At 64.5% G+C, this 12,564-nt stretch carries 11 protein-coding genes; 3 read left to right on the plus strand and 8 right to left on the minus strand.

The window, feature by feature from the left end:
- The first annotated feature begins 19 nt into the window (after positions 1-19).
- Positions 20-1,798 (plus strand): acyl-CoA dehydrogenase C-terminal domain-containing protein, encoded by a 1,779-nt coding sequence (locus QSV36_RS11880; protein WP_289131746.1) that lies wholly within the window; start codon positions 20-22, stop codon positions 1,796-1,798.
- 281 nt (positions 1,799-2,079) lie between these two features.
- Here QSV36_RS11880 and QSV36_RS11885 read toward each other — a convergent pair whose 3' ends face one another.
- Positions 2,080-3,003, minus strand: coding sequence for a LysR family transcriptional regulator (locus QSV36_RS11885; RefSeq protein WP_225780104.1), 924 nt, complete (start codon positions 3,001-3,003; stop codon positions 2,080-2,082).
- 210 nt (positions 3,004-3,213) lie between these two features.
- Between QSV36_RS11885 and QSV36_RS11890 the strand changes: the two genes are divergently transcribed.
- A complete protein-coding gene (locus QSV36_RS11890) occupies positions 3,214-4,494 on the plus strand; it encodes an aspartate aminotransferase family protein (RefSeq protein WP_289131747.1) in 1,281 nt (426 codons plus the stop codon).
- A 151-nt stretch (positions 4,495-4,645) separates the two neighbouring features.
- Positions 4,646-4,804, plus strand: coding sequence for a YqaE/Pmp3 family membrane protein (locus QSV36_RS11895; protein ID WP_009681539.1), 159 nt, complete (start codon positions 4,646-4,648; stop codon positions 4,802-4,804).
- Between the two features lie 33 nt (positions 4,805-4,837).
- On the opposite strand, the gene QSV36_RS11900 is transcribed toward QSV36_RS11895, so the two are convergent.
- The 7 genes from QSV36_RS11900 to pqqF form a co-directional block, all read right to left on the minus strand.
- The gene (locus tag QSV36_RS11900; RefSeq protein WP_289131749.1) at positions 4,838-6,658 is read right to left on the minus strand and encodes a S9 family peptidase; all 1,821 of its coding nucleotides are present in this window, start codon (positions 6,656-6,658) and stop codon (positions 4,838-4,840) included.
- Positions 6,624-7,784 carry a pyrroloquinoline quinone biosynthesis protein PqqE gene (gene pqqE / locus QSV36_RS11905; protein ID WP_289131751.1) on the minus strand — a complete coding sequence of 387 codons (1,161 nt, stop codon included), beginning with the start codon at positions 7,782-7,784 and terminating at the stop codon, positions 6,624-6,626. The genes QSV36_RS11900 and pqqE overlap by 35 nt, the downstream gene beginning before the upstream one ends.
- Positions 7,756-8,031 carry a pyrroloquinoline quinone biosynthesis peptide chaperone PqqD gene (pqqD, locus tag QSV36_RS11910; protein WP_289131753.1) on the minus strand — a complete coding sequence of 92 codons (276 nt, stop codon included), beginning with the start codon at positions 8,029-8,031 and terminating at the stop codon, positions 7,756-7,758. The genes pqqE and pqqD overlap by 29 nt, the downstream gene beginning before the upstream one ends.
- Complete coding sequence (gene pqqC, locus QSV36_RS11915) at positions 8,028-8,783, minus strand: pyrroloquinoline-quinone synthase PqqC (protein WP_003255592.1); 756 nt, start codon at positions 8,781-8,783, stop codon at positions 8,028-8,030. The genes pqqD and pqqC overlap by 4 nt, the downstream gene beginning before the upstream one ends.
- Before the next feature lie 156 nt (positions 8,784-8,939).
- Entirely contained in the window at positions 8,940-9,851 is a 912-nt protein-coding gene (gene pqqB / locus QSV36_RS11920) for a pyrroloquinoline quinone biosynthesis protein PqqB (protein ID WP_289131754.1), read from the minus strand.
- Between the two features lie 79 nt (positions 9,852-9,930).
- Positions 9,931-10,002 carry a pyrroloquinoline quinone precursor peptide PqqA gene (gene pqqA / locus QSV36_RS11925; RefSeq protein WP_003243383.1) on the minus strand — a complete coding sequence of 24 codons (72 nt, stop codon included), beginning with the start codon at positions 10,000-10,002 and terminating at the stop codon, positions 9,931-9,933.
- Between the two features lie 160 nt (positions 10,003-10,162).
- Entirely contained in the window at positions 10,163-12,463 is a 2,301-nt protein-coding gene (pqqF, locus tag QSV36_RS11930) for a pyrroloquinoline quinone biosynthesis protein PqqF (protein WP_289131756.1), read from the minus strand.
- Between the last annotated feature and the right edge of the window lie 101 nt (positions 12,464-12,564).

Genomic DNA, 12,564 nt, shown 5'->3' on the forward strand with positions numbered 1-12,564 from the left:
CGACTAGCGAGAGGTTGTCATGGCTGAATATAAAGCGCCCTTGCGCGACATGCGCTTCGTACTGAATGAAGTCTTCAACGTGGCCGAGCAGTGGGCGCAGTTGCCCGGGTTGGCCGAGGTTGTCGATGCCGACACAGCCATGGCGGTGCTGGAAGAGGCCGGCAAGGTCACCGCCAGGTCCATCGCGCCGCTCAGCCGGGCCGCCGACGAAGAGGGCTGCCACTGGGACCAGGGTGCCGTACGCACCCCGGCCGGTTTCATCGAGGCCTACAACACCTACGCCGAAGGCGGCTGGGTGGGCGTGGGCGGCGACCCACTGTTCGGCGGCATGGGCATGCCCAAGGCCATTTCGGCCCAGGTCGAGGAAATGGTCAACGCCTCCAGCCTGGCGTTCGGCCTCTACCCGATGCTGACTGCCGGTGCCTGCCTGTCGATCAATGCCCACGCCAGTGAGGCACTGAAGGAAAAGTACCTGCCGAACATGTACGCCGGTGTGTGGGCGGGCTCCATGTGCCTGACCGAGCCGCACGCCGGTACCGACCTGGGCATCATTCGCACCAAGGCCGAGCCCCAGGCCGACGGCAGCTACAAGGTCAGCGGCACCAAGATCTTCATCACCGGTGGCGAGCACGACCTGACCGAGAACATCATCCACCTGGTGCTGGCCAAGCTGCCGGATGCACCGGCGGGGCCGAAAGGCATTTCGCTGTTCCTGGTGCCAAAGTTCCTGGTCAACGAGGACGGCAGCCTCGGTGCGCGCAACTCGGCCACCTGTGGCTCGATCGAACACAAGATGGGTATCCAGGCCTCGGCCACCTGCGTGATGAACTTCGACGAAGCCGTTGGCTACATCGTCGGCGAGCCGAACAAGGGCCTGGCGGCGATGTTCACCATGATGAACTACGAGCGCCTGGGCGTGGGTATCCAGGGCTTGGCCTCGGCCGAGCGCTCCTACCAGAACGCCGTGGAATACGCCCGCGATCGCCTGCAGAGCCGCGCCCCGACCGGGCCGCAAGCCAAGGACAAGGCCGCCGACCCGATCATCGTCCACCCGGATGTGCGCCGCATGTTGCTGACCATGAAGGCGCTGATCGAAGGTGGCCGGGCGTTCTCCACCTACGTGGCCATGCAACTGGACAGTGCCAAGTACAGCGAGGATGCCAGCGTGCGCAAGCGCAGCGAAGAGCTGGTGGCATTGCTGACGCCGGTAGCCAAGGCTTTCCTCACCGACCTCGGCCTGGAATGCGCGGTGCACGGCCAACAGGTGTTCGGCGGGCATGGCTACATTCGCGAGTGGGGGCAGGAACAGTTGGTGCGCGATGTGCGTATCACGCAGATCTACGAAGGCACCAATGGCATCCAGGCCCTGGACCTGATGGGGCGCAAGGTGGTGGCCAGTGGTGGTGCGTACTACCGCCTGTTCTCCGACGAGATTCGCCAGTTCATTGCCAGTGCAGGTAGCCAGCTGGCGGAATTTGCCAAGCCGCTGGCGGCCAGCCTGGACCGGCTGGACGGACTGACCGAGTGGGTGCTGGAACAGGCCAAGGGCAACCCGAATGAAATCGGCGCGGCTTCGGTCGAGTACCTGCACGCCTTTGGCTACGTGGCCTACGCCTACATGTGGGCGTTGATGGCACGGGCGGCGCAGGCAGGTGAAGGGGATGAGGCGTTCTATGCTGGCAAGCTGGGTACGGCGCGGTTCTACTTTGCGCGGTTGCTGCCACGGGTGGATTCGCTGGTGGCTGCGGTGAAGGCGGGGAGTGAATCGCTGTACCTGCTGGATGCCGAACAGTTCTGACAGGTTTTGGGGCCGCATGGCGGCCCCGATTCACAGGCCACAGGCGAACAACGTTGCCCGTGTAAGCTTTTTCCTACATGACGTGGTGACTTTTCTCCACTGTTATCACTTTGGATCCACGGTTAATCTTTCCCACATGGACGTTGCGCAGGAAGCGCAAAGTACAGATCAAGGAAGACAACGAAGGACCACCTGCCAGGATGGCGGGGCGATACGGATGTCACAGGGAAACAGTCTGGAAAACCCCGCTTAGGCGGGGTTTTCTTTGTGCACGCGTTTTTTCAGGCGAGCACATCCAGTGGCGATGCCCCCGACAGGCGGGCATCTGTCTCCTCCTCCAGCAGCGTGCGCAGCAGCTCCACAGAGGCCTGCTGGCGCTGGGCATCGCGAAATACCAAGCCAACCTTCAGCGGCACGCGCGGCTCGCTCAACGGTTTCCACAGCAGCGCCTGGTCTTCCTCGGCAGCCTCCTTGGCCCGGCCCGGCAGGATGGTCGCCAGCGCCGTGTGGGCGAGGCTGTCGAGTATCCCTGCCATGTTGTTCATCTCGGCCTGCACCTGCGGCCGACGCCCCTGGCTGGCCAGCTGCGCCTGCCAGATCTGGCGGATCTGGAATTCTTCACCCAGCATCAGCATGGGCAGCTCGGCGGCCTGGCGGATGGATACCTTCTTGAAGTCCTTCAACGGGTGCGTCGCGGGGATGACCAACTGCAGCTCATCTTCGTACAGCAACAGGCCATGCAGCCCCGGTTGGCGTGGCGGCAGGTAACTGATGCCGATGTCCAGGCTGCCGTTGAGCAGGCGCCGTTCGATTTCCAGCCCCGACAATTCGTAGATCTGCACCACAAGGTGCGGCTGTGCCCTGCGCAGGCGTTCGAGCAGTTGTGGTACGAGGCTGGGGCGCACGGTCTGCAGCACGCCGATGGCCAGGGTACGCAGCGACTGGCCCTTGAAGTTGCGCATGGCCTCGTGGGCGCGTTGCAGGCCGTCGAGCAGTGGCAGGGCGTGGTTGTACAGGGTATGCGCAGCCAGGGTCGGCAGCAGGCGCTTGTTGCTGCGCTCGAACAGGCTCAGGTCGAGGCTGTGCTCCAGCTGGCGGATCTGTTGCGAAAGCGCCGGCTGGGACAGTGACAGGCGTTCGGCGGCGCGGCCCACATGGCCCTCTTCATACACCGCGACGAAATAACGCAGTTGACGAAAATCCATAAGTAATACTTATCGAAAATGCTGGAAAAACGAAATGGTCGAAACCCCCTGCGAGGCCTAGTCTATCGCTGTATTCCAAAGGGTTACAGCGATGAATGGTTCGATTGTTACCCTGGATGAAAAACACTTTTGATAGGCAAGGCAAAATATCGAGTGACGGCATCCAGACCGCACCGACAACGCCTTCCGCTGTGACTGGTTGGAGCCCTGATGAACCTGTTCAAGCTGCGCCGCCCGGCCCTCGCCACCGTCGCCCAGCCCAAGCGTGCGCCGGTGATCGTGCCGCAAGCGTCGCAGCTGTCGCATGAGCAACTGATGCCTGGCAGCGAACGTGCAGCGCAGGTATTCGTACGTGGCCAGGGTTCCTGGCTGTGGGACAACGAAGGGCATGCCTACCTGGACTTCACCCAGGGTGGCGCGGTCAACAGCCTGGGGCACAGCCCCAGCGTGCTGGTCAAGGCACTGGGCAACCAGGCCCAGGCGCTGATCAACCCGGGGGCAGGGTTCCACAGCCGTGGCCTGCTGGAATTGGCCGACCGCCTGTGCCAGAGCACCGGCAGCGACCAGGCCTACCTGCTCAACAGCGGCGCCGAAGCGTGCGAGGGCGCGATCAAGCTGGCGCGCAAGTGGGGCCAGCTGCACCGCAACGGCGCCTATCACATCATCACCGCCAGCCAGGCCTGCCATGGCCGTAGCCTGGGTGCGCTGTCGGTATCCGACCCGTTGCCGTGCAATCGTTGCGAGCCCGGCCTGCCTGGCTTCAGCAAGGTGCCGTTCAACGACCTGGCGGCGCTGCACGCTGAGGTGGACTCACGCACCGTGGCGATCATGCTCGAGCCGATCCAGGGCGAGGCGGGTGTCATCCCGGCGACGCAGGAGTACCTCAAGGGGGTAGAAACCCTCTGTCGCGAATTGGGCATTTTGTTGATCCTCGATGAAGTGCAGACCGGTATCGGCCGCTGTGGTGCGCTGCTGGCCGAAGAAACCTATGGCGTGCGCGCCGACATCGTCACGTTGGGCAAAGGCCTGGGCGGTGGCGTGCCACTGGCGGCATTGCTCGCCCGGGGCACGGCGTGCTGCGCCGAACCAGGCGAACTGCAAGGCAGCCACCATGGCAACGCGCTGATGTGTGCTGCGGGCCTGGCGGTGCTGGACGCTGTACTCGAGCCTGGCCTGCTTGCCCAGGTGCGGGACAACGGGCGCCACCTGCGAGAAGGCCTGAGCCGCCTGGCCGGGCGTTACGGTCAGGGCGAAGTGCGTGGGCAGGGCCTGCTATGGGCGCTGCAACTGAAGGAAAACCTGGCCCGCGAGCTGGTGGCCGCAGCCCTGCATGAAGGCCTTCTGCTGAATGCCCCGCAGGCGGATGTGGTGCGCTTTTCGCCGGCCCTGACCGTGAGCAAGGGCAACATCGACGAAATGCTGCTGCGCCTGGCCCGCGCCTTTGCCCGCCTGCACACCCGGCAGCAGGCCCGCCGGGAAATGCCGGCATAGCGTATTGGCGAAACCGAGAATTCTACGAACCGTCTGGCGTTCCTGCGCATCGCCCCTGGCCTGTTTCATTCGGCCCGGGGCGTTTTTTTGCGGGTGGAACCTCTGTGGCGGGTGGCTAGTCTGTGAGGTAACCCCTACAGGAGAGACTCGCATGGACTTCATACGCATCATCATCGCCATCATCCTGCCGCCGCTGGGTGTATTCCTGCAGGTGGGGTTCGGCGGGGCGTTCTGGCTGAATATTCTGCTGACCTTGCTGGGGTACATTCCGGGGATCGTGCACGCGGTGTACATCATCGCCAAGCGCTGAGCCCTTCTGGGGCCGCAAAGCGGCCCCAGACTCTCAGCCCCTCAACACCCGACAATAGAACTTCCATTCTTCTTCCAGCGCGTGCGCCAGGTTTTCGGCCTTGCGGAACCCGTGCCGTTCGCCTGCATAGAAGTGCCCTTCGGCATCGATCCCGCTAGCCTGCAACGCTGCCAGCATCGAGCGCGTCTGCTCCGGCACCACCACCGCATCCAGTTCGCCCTGGAAGAAAATCACCGGCACCTTGATCTGCCCGGCATGCAGCAGCGGCGTACGCTGGCGATAACGCTCGGCGTCCTGCTGCGGATCACCGATCAACCAGTCCAGGTAGTCACCCTCGAACTTGTGCGTGGCCCGGCCCAGCGCCAGCGGGTCGCTGACCCCGTACAGGCTCGCGCCGGCGCGGAACACATCATGAAACGCCAGGGCACACAAAGTGGTATAGCCGCCGGCGCTACCGCCGCGGATGAACGCCTTGTTGCGGTCGACCAGGCCACGGCTGGCGAGGTATTCGACTGCCGCACAGGCATCGGCCACGTCGCTTTCCCCCCAGCGCAGGTGCAAAGCCTGGCGATAGTCCCGACCGTAACCGGTGCTGCCTCGGTAATTGAGGTCGGCTACGGCGAAGCCGCGCTGGGTCCAGTACTGCACGCGCATGTCGAGCACCGGATAGCAGGCCGAGGTCGGGCCGCCATGGATGAACACCACCAGCGGTGTGGCCCCTTGTGAGCGGGCTGCCGGGTAGAAGAAACCGTGCGCCTGGTGGCCGTCACTGCCATAGTGGATCGGCTGCGGCAGGCTGATCTGCGTGGCCGAAAGCACTTCGGCGCCACCGGCCAGTACGCTGACCTGATGGTTGCTGCGGCTGATACTGATGACTGCCGGTGGGCTGATCGGCGATGCGGCGATGGCGTACAGGTGTTCGTCATCCATGGCCAGGCTGCGAAAGCGCGTATAGGCACTGGCGAATCGCTCCAGGCCATTGGCGTTGCGCAGCCCCAGCTGCCCGAAGCCGTTTTCGAACCAGCTGGCCAGGTAGTTTTGCTGGCCCAGCGCCAACCAGGTGCTCGCGCCCAGTTGCCAGGGTGCGGCGGCATGGTCTGCTGGCTCGGCAGGCAGCGCCTGCCAGTGACCATCAACCTCGCCCCAGGGTTGCCAGAAGCCGTTACGGTCAGACAGGCAGTAAAGCCGGCCTTGTGCATCGAAGCGTGGCTGCTGTAGCGACTCATCGGCACCGGCCACAAACTGCGCGGGCCCCCATCGACCGCTGTCGTCACGCCTGCGACACATCAGCCGGGTGACCGTCCAGGGCTGTGCCGGGCGGTCCCACTCGATCCATGCCAGGCGCTGGCCATCGGCACTCACGGTAGGCGAGGCGTAGAAATCGGCGCCTTCGGCGAGCACTTGCCGGCTGCGCTCAGCCAGTGCCACCAGCCGATGTTCGACCCGTTCGCCATGCTGCTCCTCGACCGCCAGCACCAGGCCAGCGTGCCACTGCAGGTCGCCGTAGCGGCAATTGGCGCGGTCGGTCAGGGCGCGTGGTGGCGTTGCTGCCAAGCCCTGGGTATACACCTGCTGGTCCTTCTCGTTGACGAACAGCACGCCGTCGCCACCCAGGCAGAAGCTGCCGCCGCCGTATTCATAGACGCGGCTGCGCACGCTGAAACCATCGGGGGTCAGGCAGCGCGCCTGCTGATGTTGCCAATGCCAGATGCGGCATGCGCCGTCGGCGGGGCGGAACTCGTTCCAGAACAGCCCGGCAGCGCTGACCTTGAGTTCGGCGAAATCGGTGCCGGCGGCGACCGCCTGCGCCGCGCTGAACTCAGCCACGGGCGATGACACGGGAGTTTCGCTCATTGCGGAAGGTCATCTGTTCGATGGCGAGCTGGGCGCTTTCCGCCTCCTCGCGGGCCTTGAGGATGATGCCATGGTCGGCCGACTTGGCGCACACCGGGTCGGCGTTGCTGGCATCGCCGGTAAGCATGAAGGCCTGGCAGCGGCAGCCGCCGAAGTCCTTTTCCTTTTCGTCGCAGGAACGGCACGGTTCGGGCATCCACTCATAGCCACGGAAGCGGTTGAAGCCGAACGAGTCGTACCAGATGTGCCGCAGGTCATGGTCGCGCACGTTGGGGAACTGCACCGGCAACTGGCGCGCGCCGTGGCACGGCAGCGCGGTGCCGTCCGGGGTGACGGTAAGGAACAGGCTGCCCCAGCCGTTCATGCACGCCTTGGGTCGTTCTTCGTAGTAGTCCGGGGTGACGAAGATCAGCTTGCACGGGTTGCCTTCGGCCTTGAGCTTGTCGCGGTATTCGTTGGTGATGCGTTCGGCCCGCTCGAGTTGCGCACGGGTCGGCAGCAGGCCCAGGCGGTTGAGGTGGGCCCAGCCGTAGAACTGGCAGGTGGCAAGCTCGACGAAGTCCGCTTCCAGGGCGATGCACAGCTCGATGATGCGGTCGATCCTGTCGATATTGTGCCGGTGGGTGACGAAGTTGAGCACCATCGGGTAACCGTGGGCTTTCACCGCGCGGGCCATTTCCAGTTTTTGCGCGAAAGCCTTCTTCGAGCCGGCCAACAGGTTGTTCACCTGCTCGTCGCTGGCCTGGAAGCTGATCTGGATATGGTCCAGGCCAGCCTTCTTGAAGTCGGCGATGCGCGCCTCGGTCAAGCCGATGCCGGAGGTGATCAGGTTGGTGTAGTAACCCAGCCGGCGCGCCTCGCCGACCAGTTCGGCAAGGTCCTGGCGGACCAGCGGCTCACCGCCGGAAAAGCCGATTTGTGCGGCGCCCATTTCCCGCGCTTCGGCCATCACCTTGAACCACTGCGCAGTACTCAGCTCCTGGCCCTGGGCAGCGAAGTCCAGCGGGTTGGAACAGTACGGGCACTGCAGCGGGCAGCGGTAGGTGAGCTCGGCCAACAGCCACAGCGGCAGGCCCACTGCGGGCGTGGGCGGCAATTCAGGCGAGGACGATCCAGTGTTCGGCACGGGCCACCTCCATGAACTGCTCGATGTCATCGGCCACTTCCGGGACACCGGGGAACTGTTGTTCGAGTTCGGCGATGATCGCAGCCACGTCGCGTTGGCCGTCGATCAGCCCGCCGATCAGGGCTGCGCTGTCGTTGAGCTTGATCATGCCCTCAGGGTACAGCAGCACATGGCCCTTTTGCGCCGGCTCGTACTGGAAGCGGTAGCCGGGGCGCCAGTTCGGCACTTGATTACGGTCGAAACTCATAGGGTGATCCCCTTGTGCCACACCCGTTCCTGGGTGACGGAGTGATAGGGCGGACGGTTCAGCTCGTAGGCCATGCTCATGGCATCGAGCATGCTCCAGAGGATATCCAGCTTGAACTGCAGGATCTCCAGCATACGCTCCTGGCCTGCGCGGGTGGTGTAGTGCTGCAGGGTAATCGCCAGGCCGTGCTCCACGTCACGCCGGGCCTGGCCCAGGCGGGTGCGGAAGTATTCATAGCCGGCCGGGTCGATCCAGGGGTAGTGCTGCGGCCAGCTGTCCAGGCGCGACTGGTGGATTTGCGGGGCGAACAGCTCGGTCAGCGAGCTGCTGGCGGCTTCTTGCCAGCTGGCCCGCCGGGCAAAGTTGACGTAGGCGTCCACGGCAAAACGTACGCCGGGCAGCACCAGCTCCTGCGAGCGCAGCTGGTCCGGGTCCAGGCCCACGGCCTGGCCCAGGCGCAGCCAGGCTTCGATACCGCCGTCTTCGCCGGGCGCACCATCATGGTCGAGCAGGCGCTGGATCCATTCGCGGCGTACTTCGCGGTCCGGGCAGTTGGCCAGGATCGCCGCATCCTTCATCGGGATGTTGACCTGATAGTAGAAGCGGTTGGCCACCCAGCCCTGGATCTGCTCGCGGGTGGCGCGGCCCTGGTACATCGCCACGTGGTAGGGGTGATGGATATGGTAATAGGCGCCCTTGGCGCGCAGGGCCTGCTCGAATTCGGCAGGGGACATTGGCAGTGCGTCGCTCATTCGGCTGGCTCCTGTATAGCTGAGTCTCGGCTCACCTCGCCCCCTGTGGGAGCGGGCATGCCCGCGAACACCGGCGAAGCCGGTGCCATACACCGTGTCGGATTTTTCGCGGGCATGCCCGCTCCCACAGGGTTTGTGTCACCTCAAGGGCTGTGCTTACAACTCGATACTCATGCCGTCGAAGGCCACTTCCACGCCTCGGCGCAGCACTTCGGCGCGCTCGGGCGAGTCCTCGTCGAGGATCGGGTTGGTGTTGTTGATGTGGATAAGCACCTTGCGCTGGCGCGGGAAGCCCTCGAGCACCTCCAGCATGCCGCCAGGGCCGTTCTGAGCCAGGTGGCCCATTTCACGCCCGGTACGGGTGCCCACGCCACGGCGTTGCATCTCGTCATCTTCCCACAGTGTGCCGTCGACCAGCAGGCAGTCGGCGCCGTCCATCATCCTCAACAAATTGTCGTCCACCTGGCCCAGGCCCGGGGCATAGAACAGCTTGCCGCCAGTGCGGGTGTCCTCGACCAGCAAGCCAAGGTTGTCGCCCGGGTGCGGGTCGAAGCGGTGCGGCGAGTAGGGCGGTGCGGCGCTGCGCAGGGGAAACGGGGTGAAGCGCAGGTTGGGGCAGGCGTCGATCACGAAGCTGCCTTGCAGTTCGATGCGGTTCCATTGCAGGCCGCCGTTCCAGTGGCTGAGCATGTTGAACAGCGGGAAACCGGTGGTCAGGTCCTGGTGGACCATGTCGGTGCACCACACCTGGTGCGGGCAGCCTTCGCGCAGGCTGAGCAGGCCGGTGGTGTGGTCGATCTGGCTGTCCAGCAGCACGATGGCATTGATGCCGGTATCGCGCAGGGCACGAGCCGGTTGCATCGGCGCAAAGGCCTGGAGCTGGGCGCGGATATCGGGCGAGGCATTGCACAGTACCCAGTGCACACCGTCATCGGACAGGGCGATCGACGACTGGGTGCGTGCCGTGGCCCGCAAGGTGCCGTCACGGTAGCCCTTGCAGTTGATGCAGTTGCAGTTCCACTGAGGGAACCCGCCACCGGCGGCGGAGCCGAGAACCTGGATATACATGGCCACTCTCTATGCAGAAAACCGTAGCGAATAAACGAAAACGCCCCGGCAGGCCGAGGCGTTGAACCGTAAGCCAGGCTTAGCGGTTGGCGAAGTACATGGTGACTTCGAAGCCGATGCGAAGATCAGTGTAAGCAGGTTTGGTCCACATGGAATTACTCCTTCCGGATGAGGGTTGGGTTTGTCAGCTAATACTAGGGTACCGCCATGAGCTGGAGGTTCCCTTGAATCGGGATTGCGCTATCTTACAAGAAATAGGTGTACCGAAAGGTTAATTATTCAGAAATGTGCCCTTGCAGTTCGCGTAATAATCACGCGGTTGCGGTCAGCCAGGCGCCTTCTGGTGCGGCGGCGTTGGCCAGGCACAGCCACTGGCTGTCGCTGTCGAACAGGTAGCCCAGCAGGTGCTCAAGGTCCGCCTGTTGCGTGCTTAGAATCGCCCCGCGCAGCGCATCCAGCCCCCCAGCTTGCGTAGCCAGGTATGTCTGCCATGCCCATTCGGCGACTTCCTCGTTGGCCATCGCGGGTTCCGCGAACTGCCCGGCCAGTGCCTGACGAGCGGCAGGGTCGCAAGTAACACCCCGGCGTAGCAAGGTGAGCAGGTGGTCGAGTATCTGCGCCTGGCTGGCATGCGGCGACTGCACGCCGAACAGCAGGCCGCCGACCCCTTCGACCTGACGAAAGGCACTGAATACCGCGTAGCCGAGTTGCAGTTCTACCCGCAGCCGTTGATAGACCGGCCCTTGCAGCAATTGGGCGAGCAGGCGGCCAGCGGCTTCCAGCGCCGGTGGCAATGGGCAGAACAGCAGCAAGGCGTGTTCACTGCCAGGAACGTCGACCTGCTGCCAGCGGTGGCTGGCCCAGGTCGGCAGCGGGCCAGGTGCCGCGGCTTGACCAGGGCAATGCTGCAACGCCGCTGCCAAGGCATTCAGGGCGCTATCGCCGAAGCCAACCGCCAGGCCGTACCAGCGTGCGTTTTGCCAGAGGCTGTCGAGCTGAGGCCGCGCCAGCGTGCCGGGTGGAACAGGCGCAGGCAAAGCGCCCAGCACGGAATTCGGCAGTTGCTTGAGCAAGGCCCTGATCGGTATCAGCGGCGGAGGCGGGATCGAGGGGGCGAGCCAGCTGTCGTCCGGTGGCTCTAGCAGCAGCATCAAAGCCTGTTCCAGGGTACGCAACACCGCTGCCGGCAACCCGGCGCAGCGCAATTGCCAATACTCGCCAGCGGCGCTCAACTGCAACTGTACCGCTGCCCGCGCGCAGCGCTCCTGCAGGGGCTGCAAGGCGCGTTCGAGCACCGCGTACAGCGGCTGGCGCGAGGGGGCCGGGACCTGCCAGCGCAGGTACAGCGTTGCGTACTGACGGGTGGCCGGCAGCTGGTCGCTGATCTTCAGGGCTGCTGGCAATGGTTGCGGCCTGGCAGCAGGCAGGTCGACCACCAGCAAGGGCTCTACAGCGGGCAAATGCCAATGCCCATGTACGCTGCTCGGCAAGCCCGCCAGCAAGGTACGGAAGGCCTGCAGGCCTGTTGTATCCAGGCCGCTGAATGGCAGGCCGGCGCTGTCCCGGCGGGCCAGTTCAAGCGCGCTGGCACTGCGTTCACGGCTTTGCTGCAGCAAGCCGAACTCAGCGTTCAATTGCTCGGCTTCGGCCTGGCGGAGGAAGCCGAACCATCCTTGCAGCAGGGCATCCACCTCTTCCCGGCACGCGTCCTCGGTAAGCTGCAGGTCGATATGCCACAACATTTGCCCGGCGTATGCATACAACGCCTCGGCCTTGAAACCTTGCAGCCAGCCGTGTTGGCGAAGCGCAGCCAGCCAGGTGCCCGGGCGGCTGTCGCCAAGGCAACTGATCAGCAGCTCCAGGGCTTGCTCGGCACCCGCCGGCAGGTGCGTGTGGCTGAATACGCGCGGCAGGGTCGCCGTGGCCAGCGGCGGTGGCAGGGCCTGAGGTACCCGTCCACCCGTTGTGAACTGCGCGGCATGCTGCCGGCCGAGCATTTCCAGTTCGTCCAGCGGCTGTGGGCCGCACAGGCTCAAGGTAATCTGGCCACCTTGGTAAAAGTGTTGATGAAAACCCTGCAACGCTTGCTGGAAGGCTGGGTCGTGCAAGGCCAGGGTGTACCGGTTGCCGGCATGAAAGGCACCCAGTGGATGCTCGGGCGCCACGGCCTGCAGCAAGGCGAACTGCTGCTGGGCTTGCGGGTTGCGTGACCAGGCAATGAACTCGGCATGGATCACTTCACGTTCGCAGCGTTGGCGCTCGATGCCCAGGTCCGGTTCGGCGAGCATCTGGCACAAGCGCTCGAGCCCGCCCCCCAGGGCGCTGGGCGGCACTTCGAAGAAAAAGTCGGTGGTGCGTTCCCGGGTACTGGCATTGACCTGGCCGCCCAGCGCCTGCACGTAGCGCATCAGGCCGTCTGCGAGCGGGAAGCGCGGGGTACCGAGGAAGAACAGGTGCTCCAGGAAGTGGGCCAGGCCGGGCCATTTGCTCGGGGCATCGTGGCTGCCCGCGTGCACCCGCAGGGCAGCGGCTGACCGCTTCAGGCGCGGGGCGTGGCGCAGGGTCAGTTGCAGGCCGTTGGCGAGGGTGAGGTGGCGGGTGGCGTCAGGCATGGAAACTCCGGGGCAGGTGTTCATGCTAACCCATTTGTTCGCAGGGCCGGCCTCTTCGCGGATAAACCCGCTCCCACAGGGTAAATCACAGGCCTGAAAGC

This window comes from Pseudomonas sp. BCRC 81390 (assembly GCF_030341915.1).
GTDB lineage: Bacteria > Pseudomonadota > Gammaproteobacteria > Pseudomonadales > Pseudomonadaceae > Aquipseudomonas.

Coding starts and splice junctions, on each gene's coding strand:
- pqqD (WP_289131753.1), bottom strand. CDS start 8,031: ATGAGTTTCGACCGTAATCAAGTGCCGAACTGGCGCCCCGGCTACCGC.
- QSV36_RS11880 (WP_289131746.1), top strand. CDS start 20: ATGGCTGAATATAAAGCGCCCTTGCGCGACATGCGCTTCGTACTGAAT.
- pqqB (WP_289131754.1), bottom strand. CDS start 9,851: ATGTATATCCAGGTTCTCGGCTCCGCCGCCGGTGGCGGGTTCCCTCAG.
- QSV36_RS11885 (WP_225780104.1), bottom strand. CDS start 3,003: ATGGATTTTCGTCAACTGCGTTATTTCGTCGCGGTGTATGAAGAGGGC.
- pqqF (WP_289131756.1), bottom strand. CDS start 12,463: ATGCCTGACGCCACCCGCCACCTCACCCTCGCCAACGGCCTGCAACTG.
- pqqC (WP_003255592.1), bottom strand. CDS start 8,783: ATGAGCGACGCACTGCCAATGTCCCCTGCCGAATTCGAGCAGGCCCTG.
- QSV36_RS11890 (WP_289131747.1), top strand. CDS start 3,214: ATGAACCTGTTCAAGCTGCGCCGCCCGGCCCTCGCCACCGTCGCCCAG.
- QSV36_RS11900 (WP_289131749.1), bottom strand. CDS start 6,658: ATGAGCGAAACTCCCGTGTCATCGCCCGTGGCTGAGTTCAGCGCGGCG.
- QSV36_RS11895 (WP_009681539.1), top strand. CDS start 4,646: ATGGACTTCATACGCATCATCATCGCCATCATCCTGCCGCCGCTGGGT.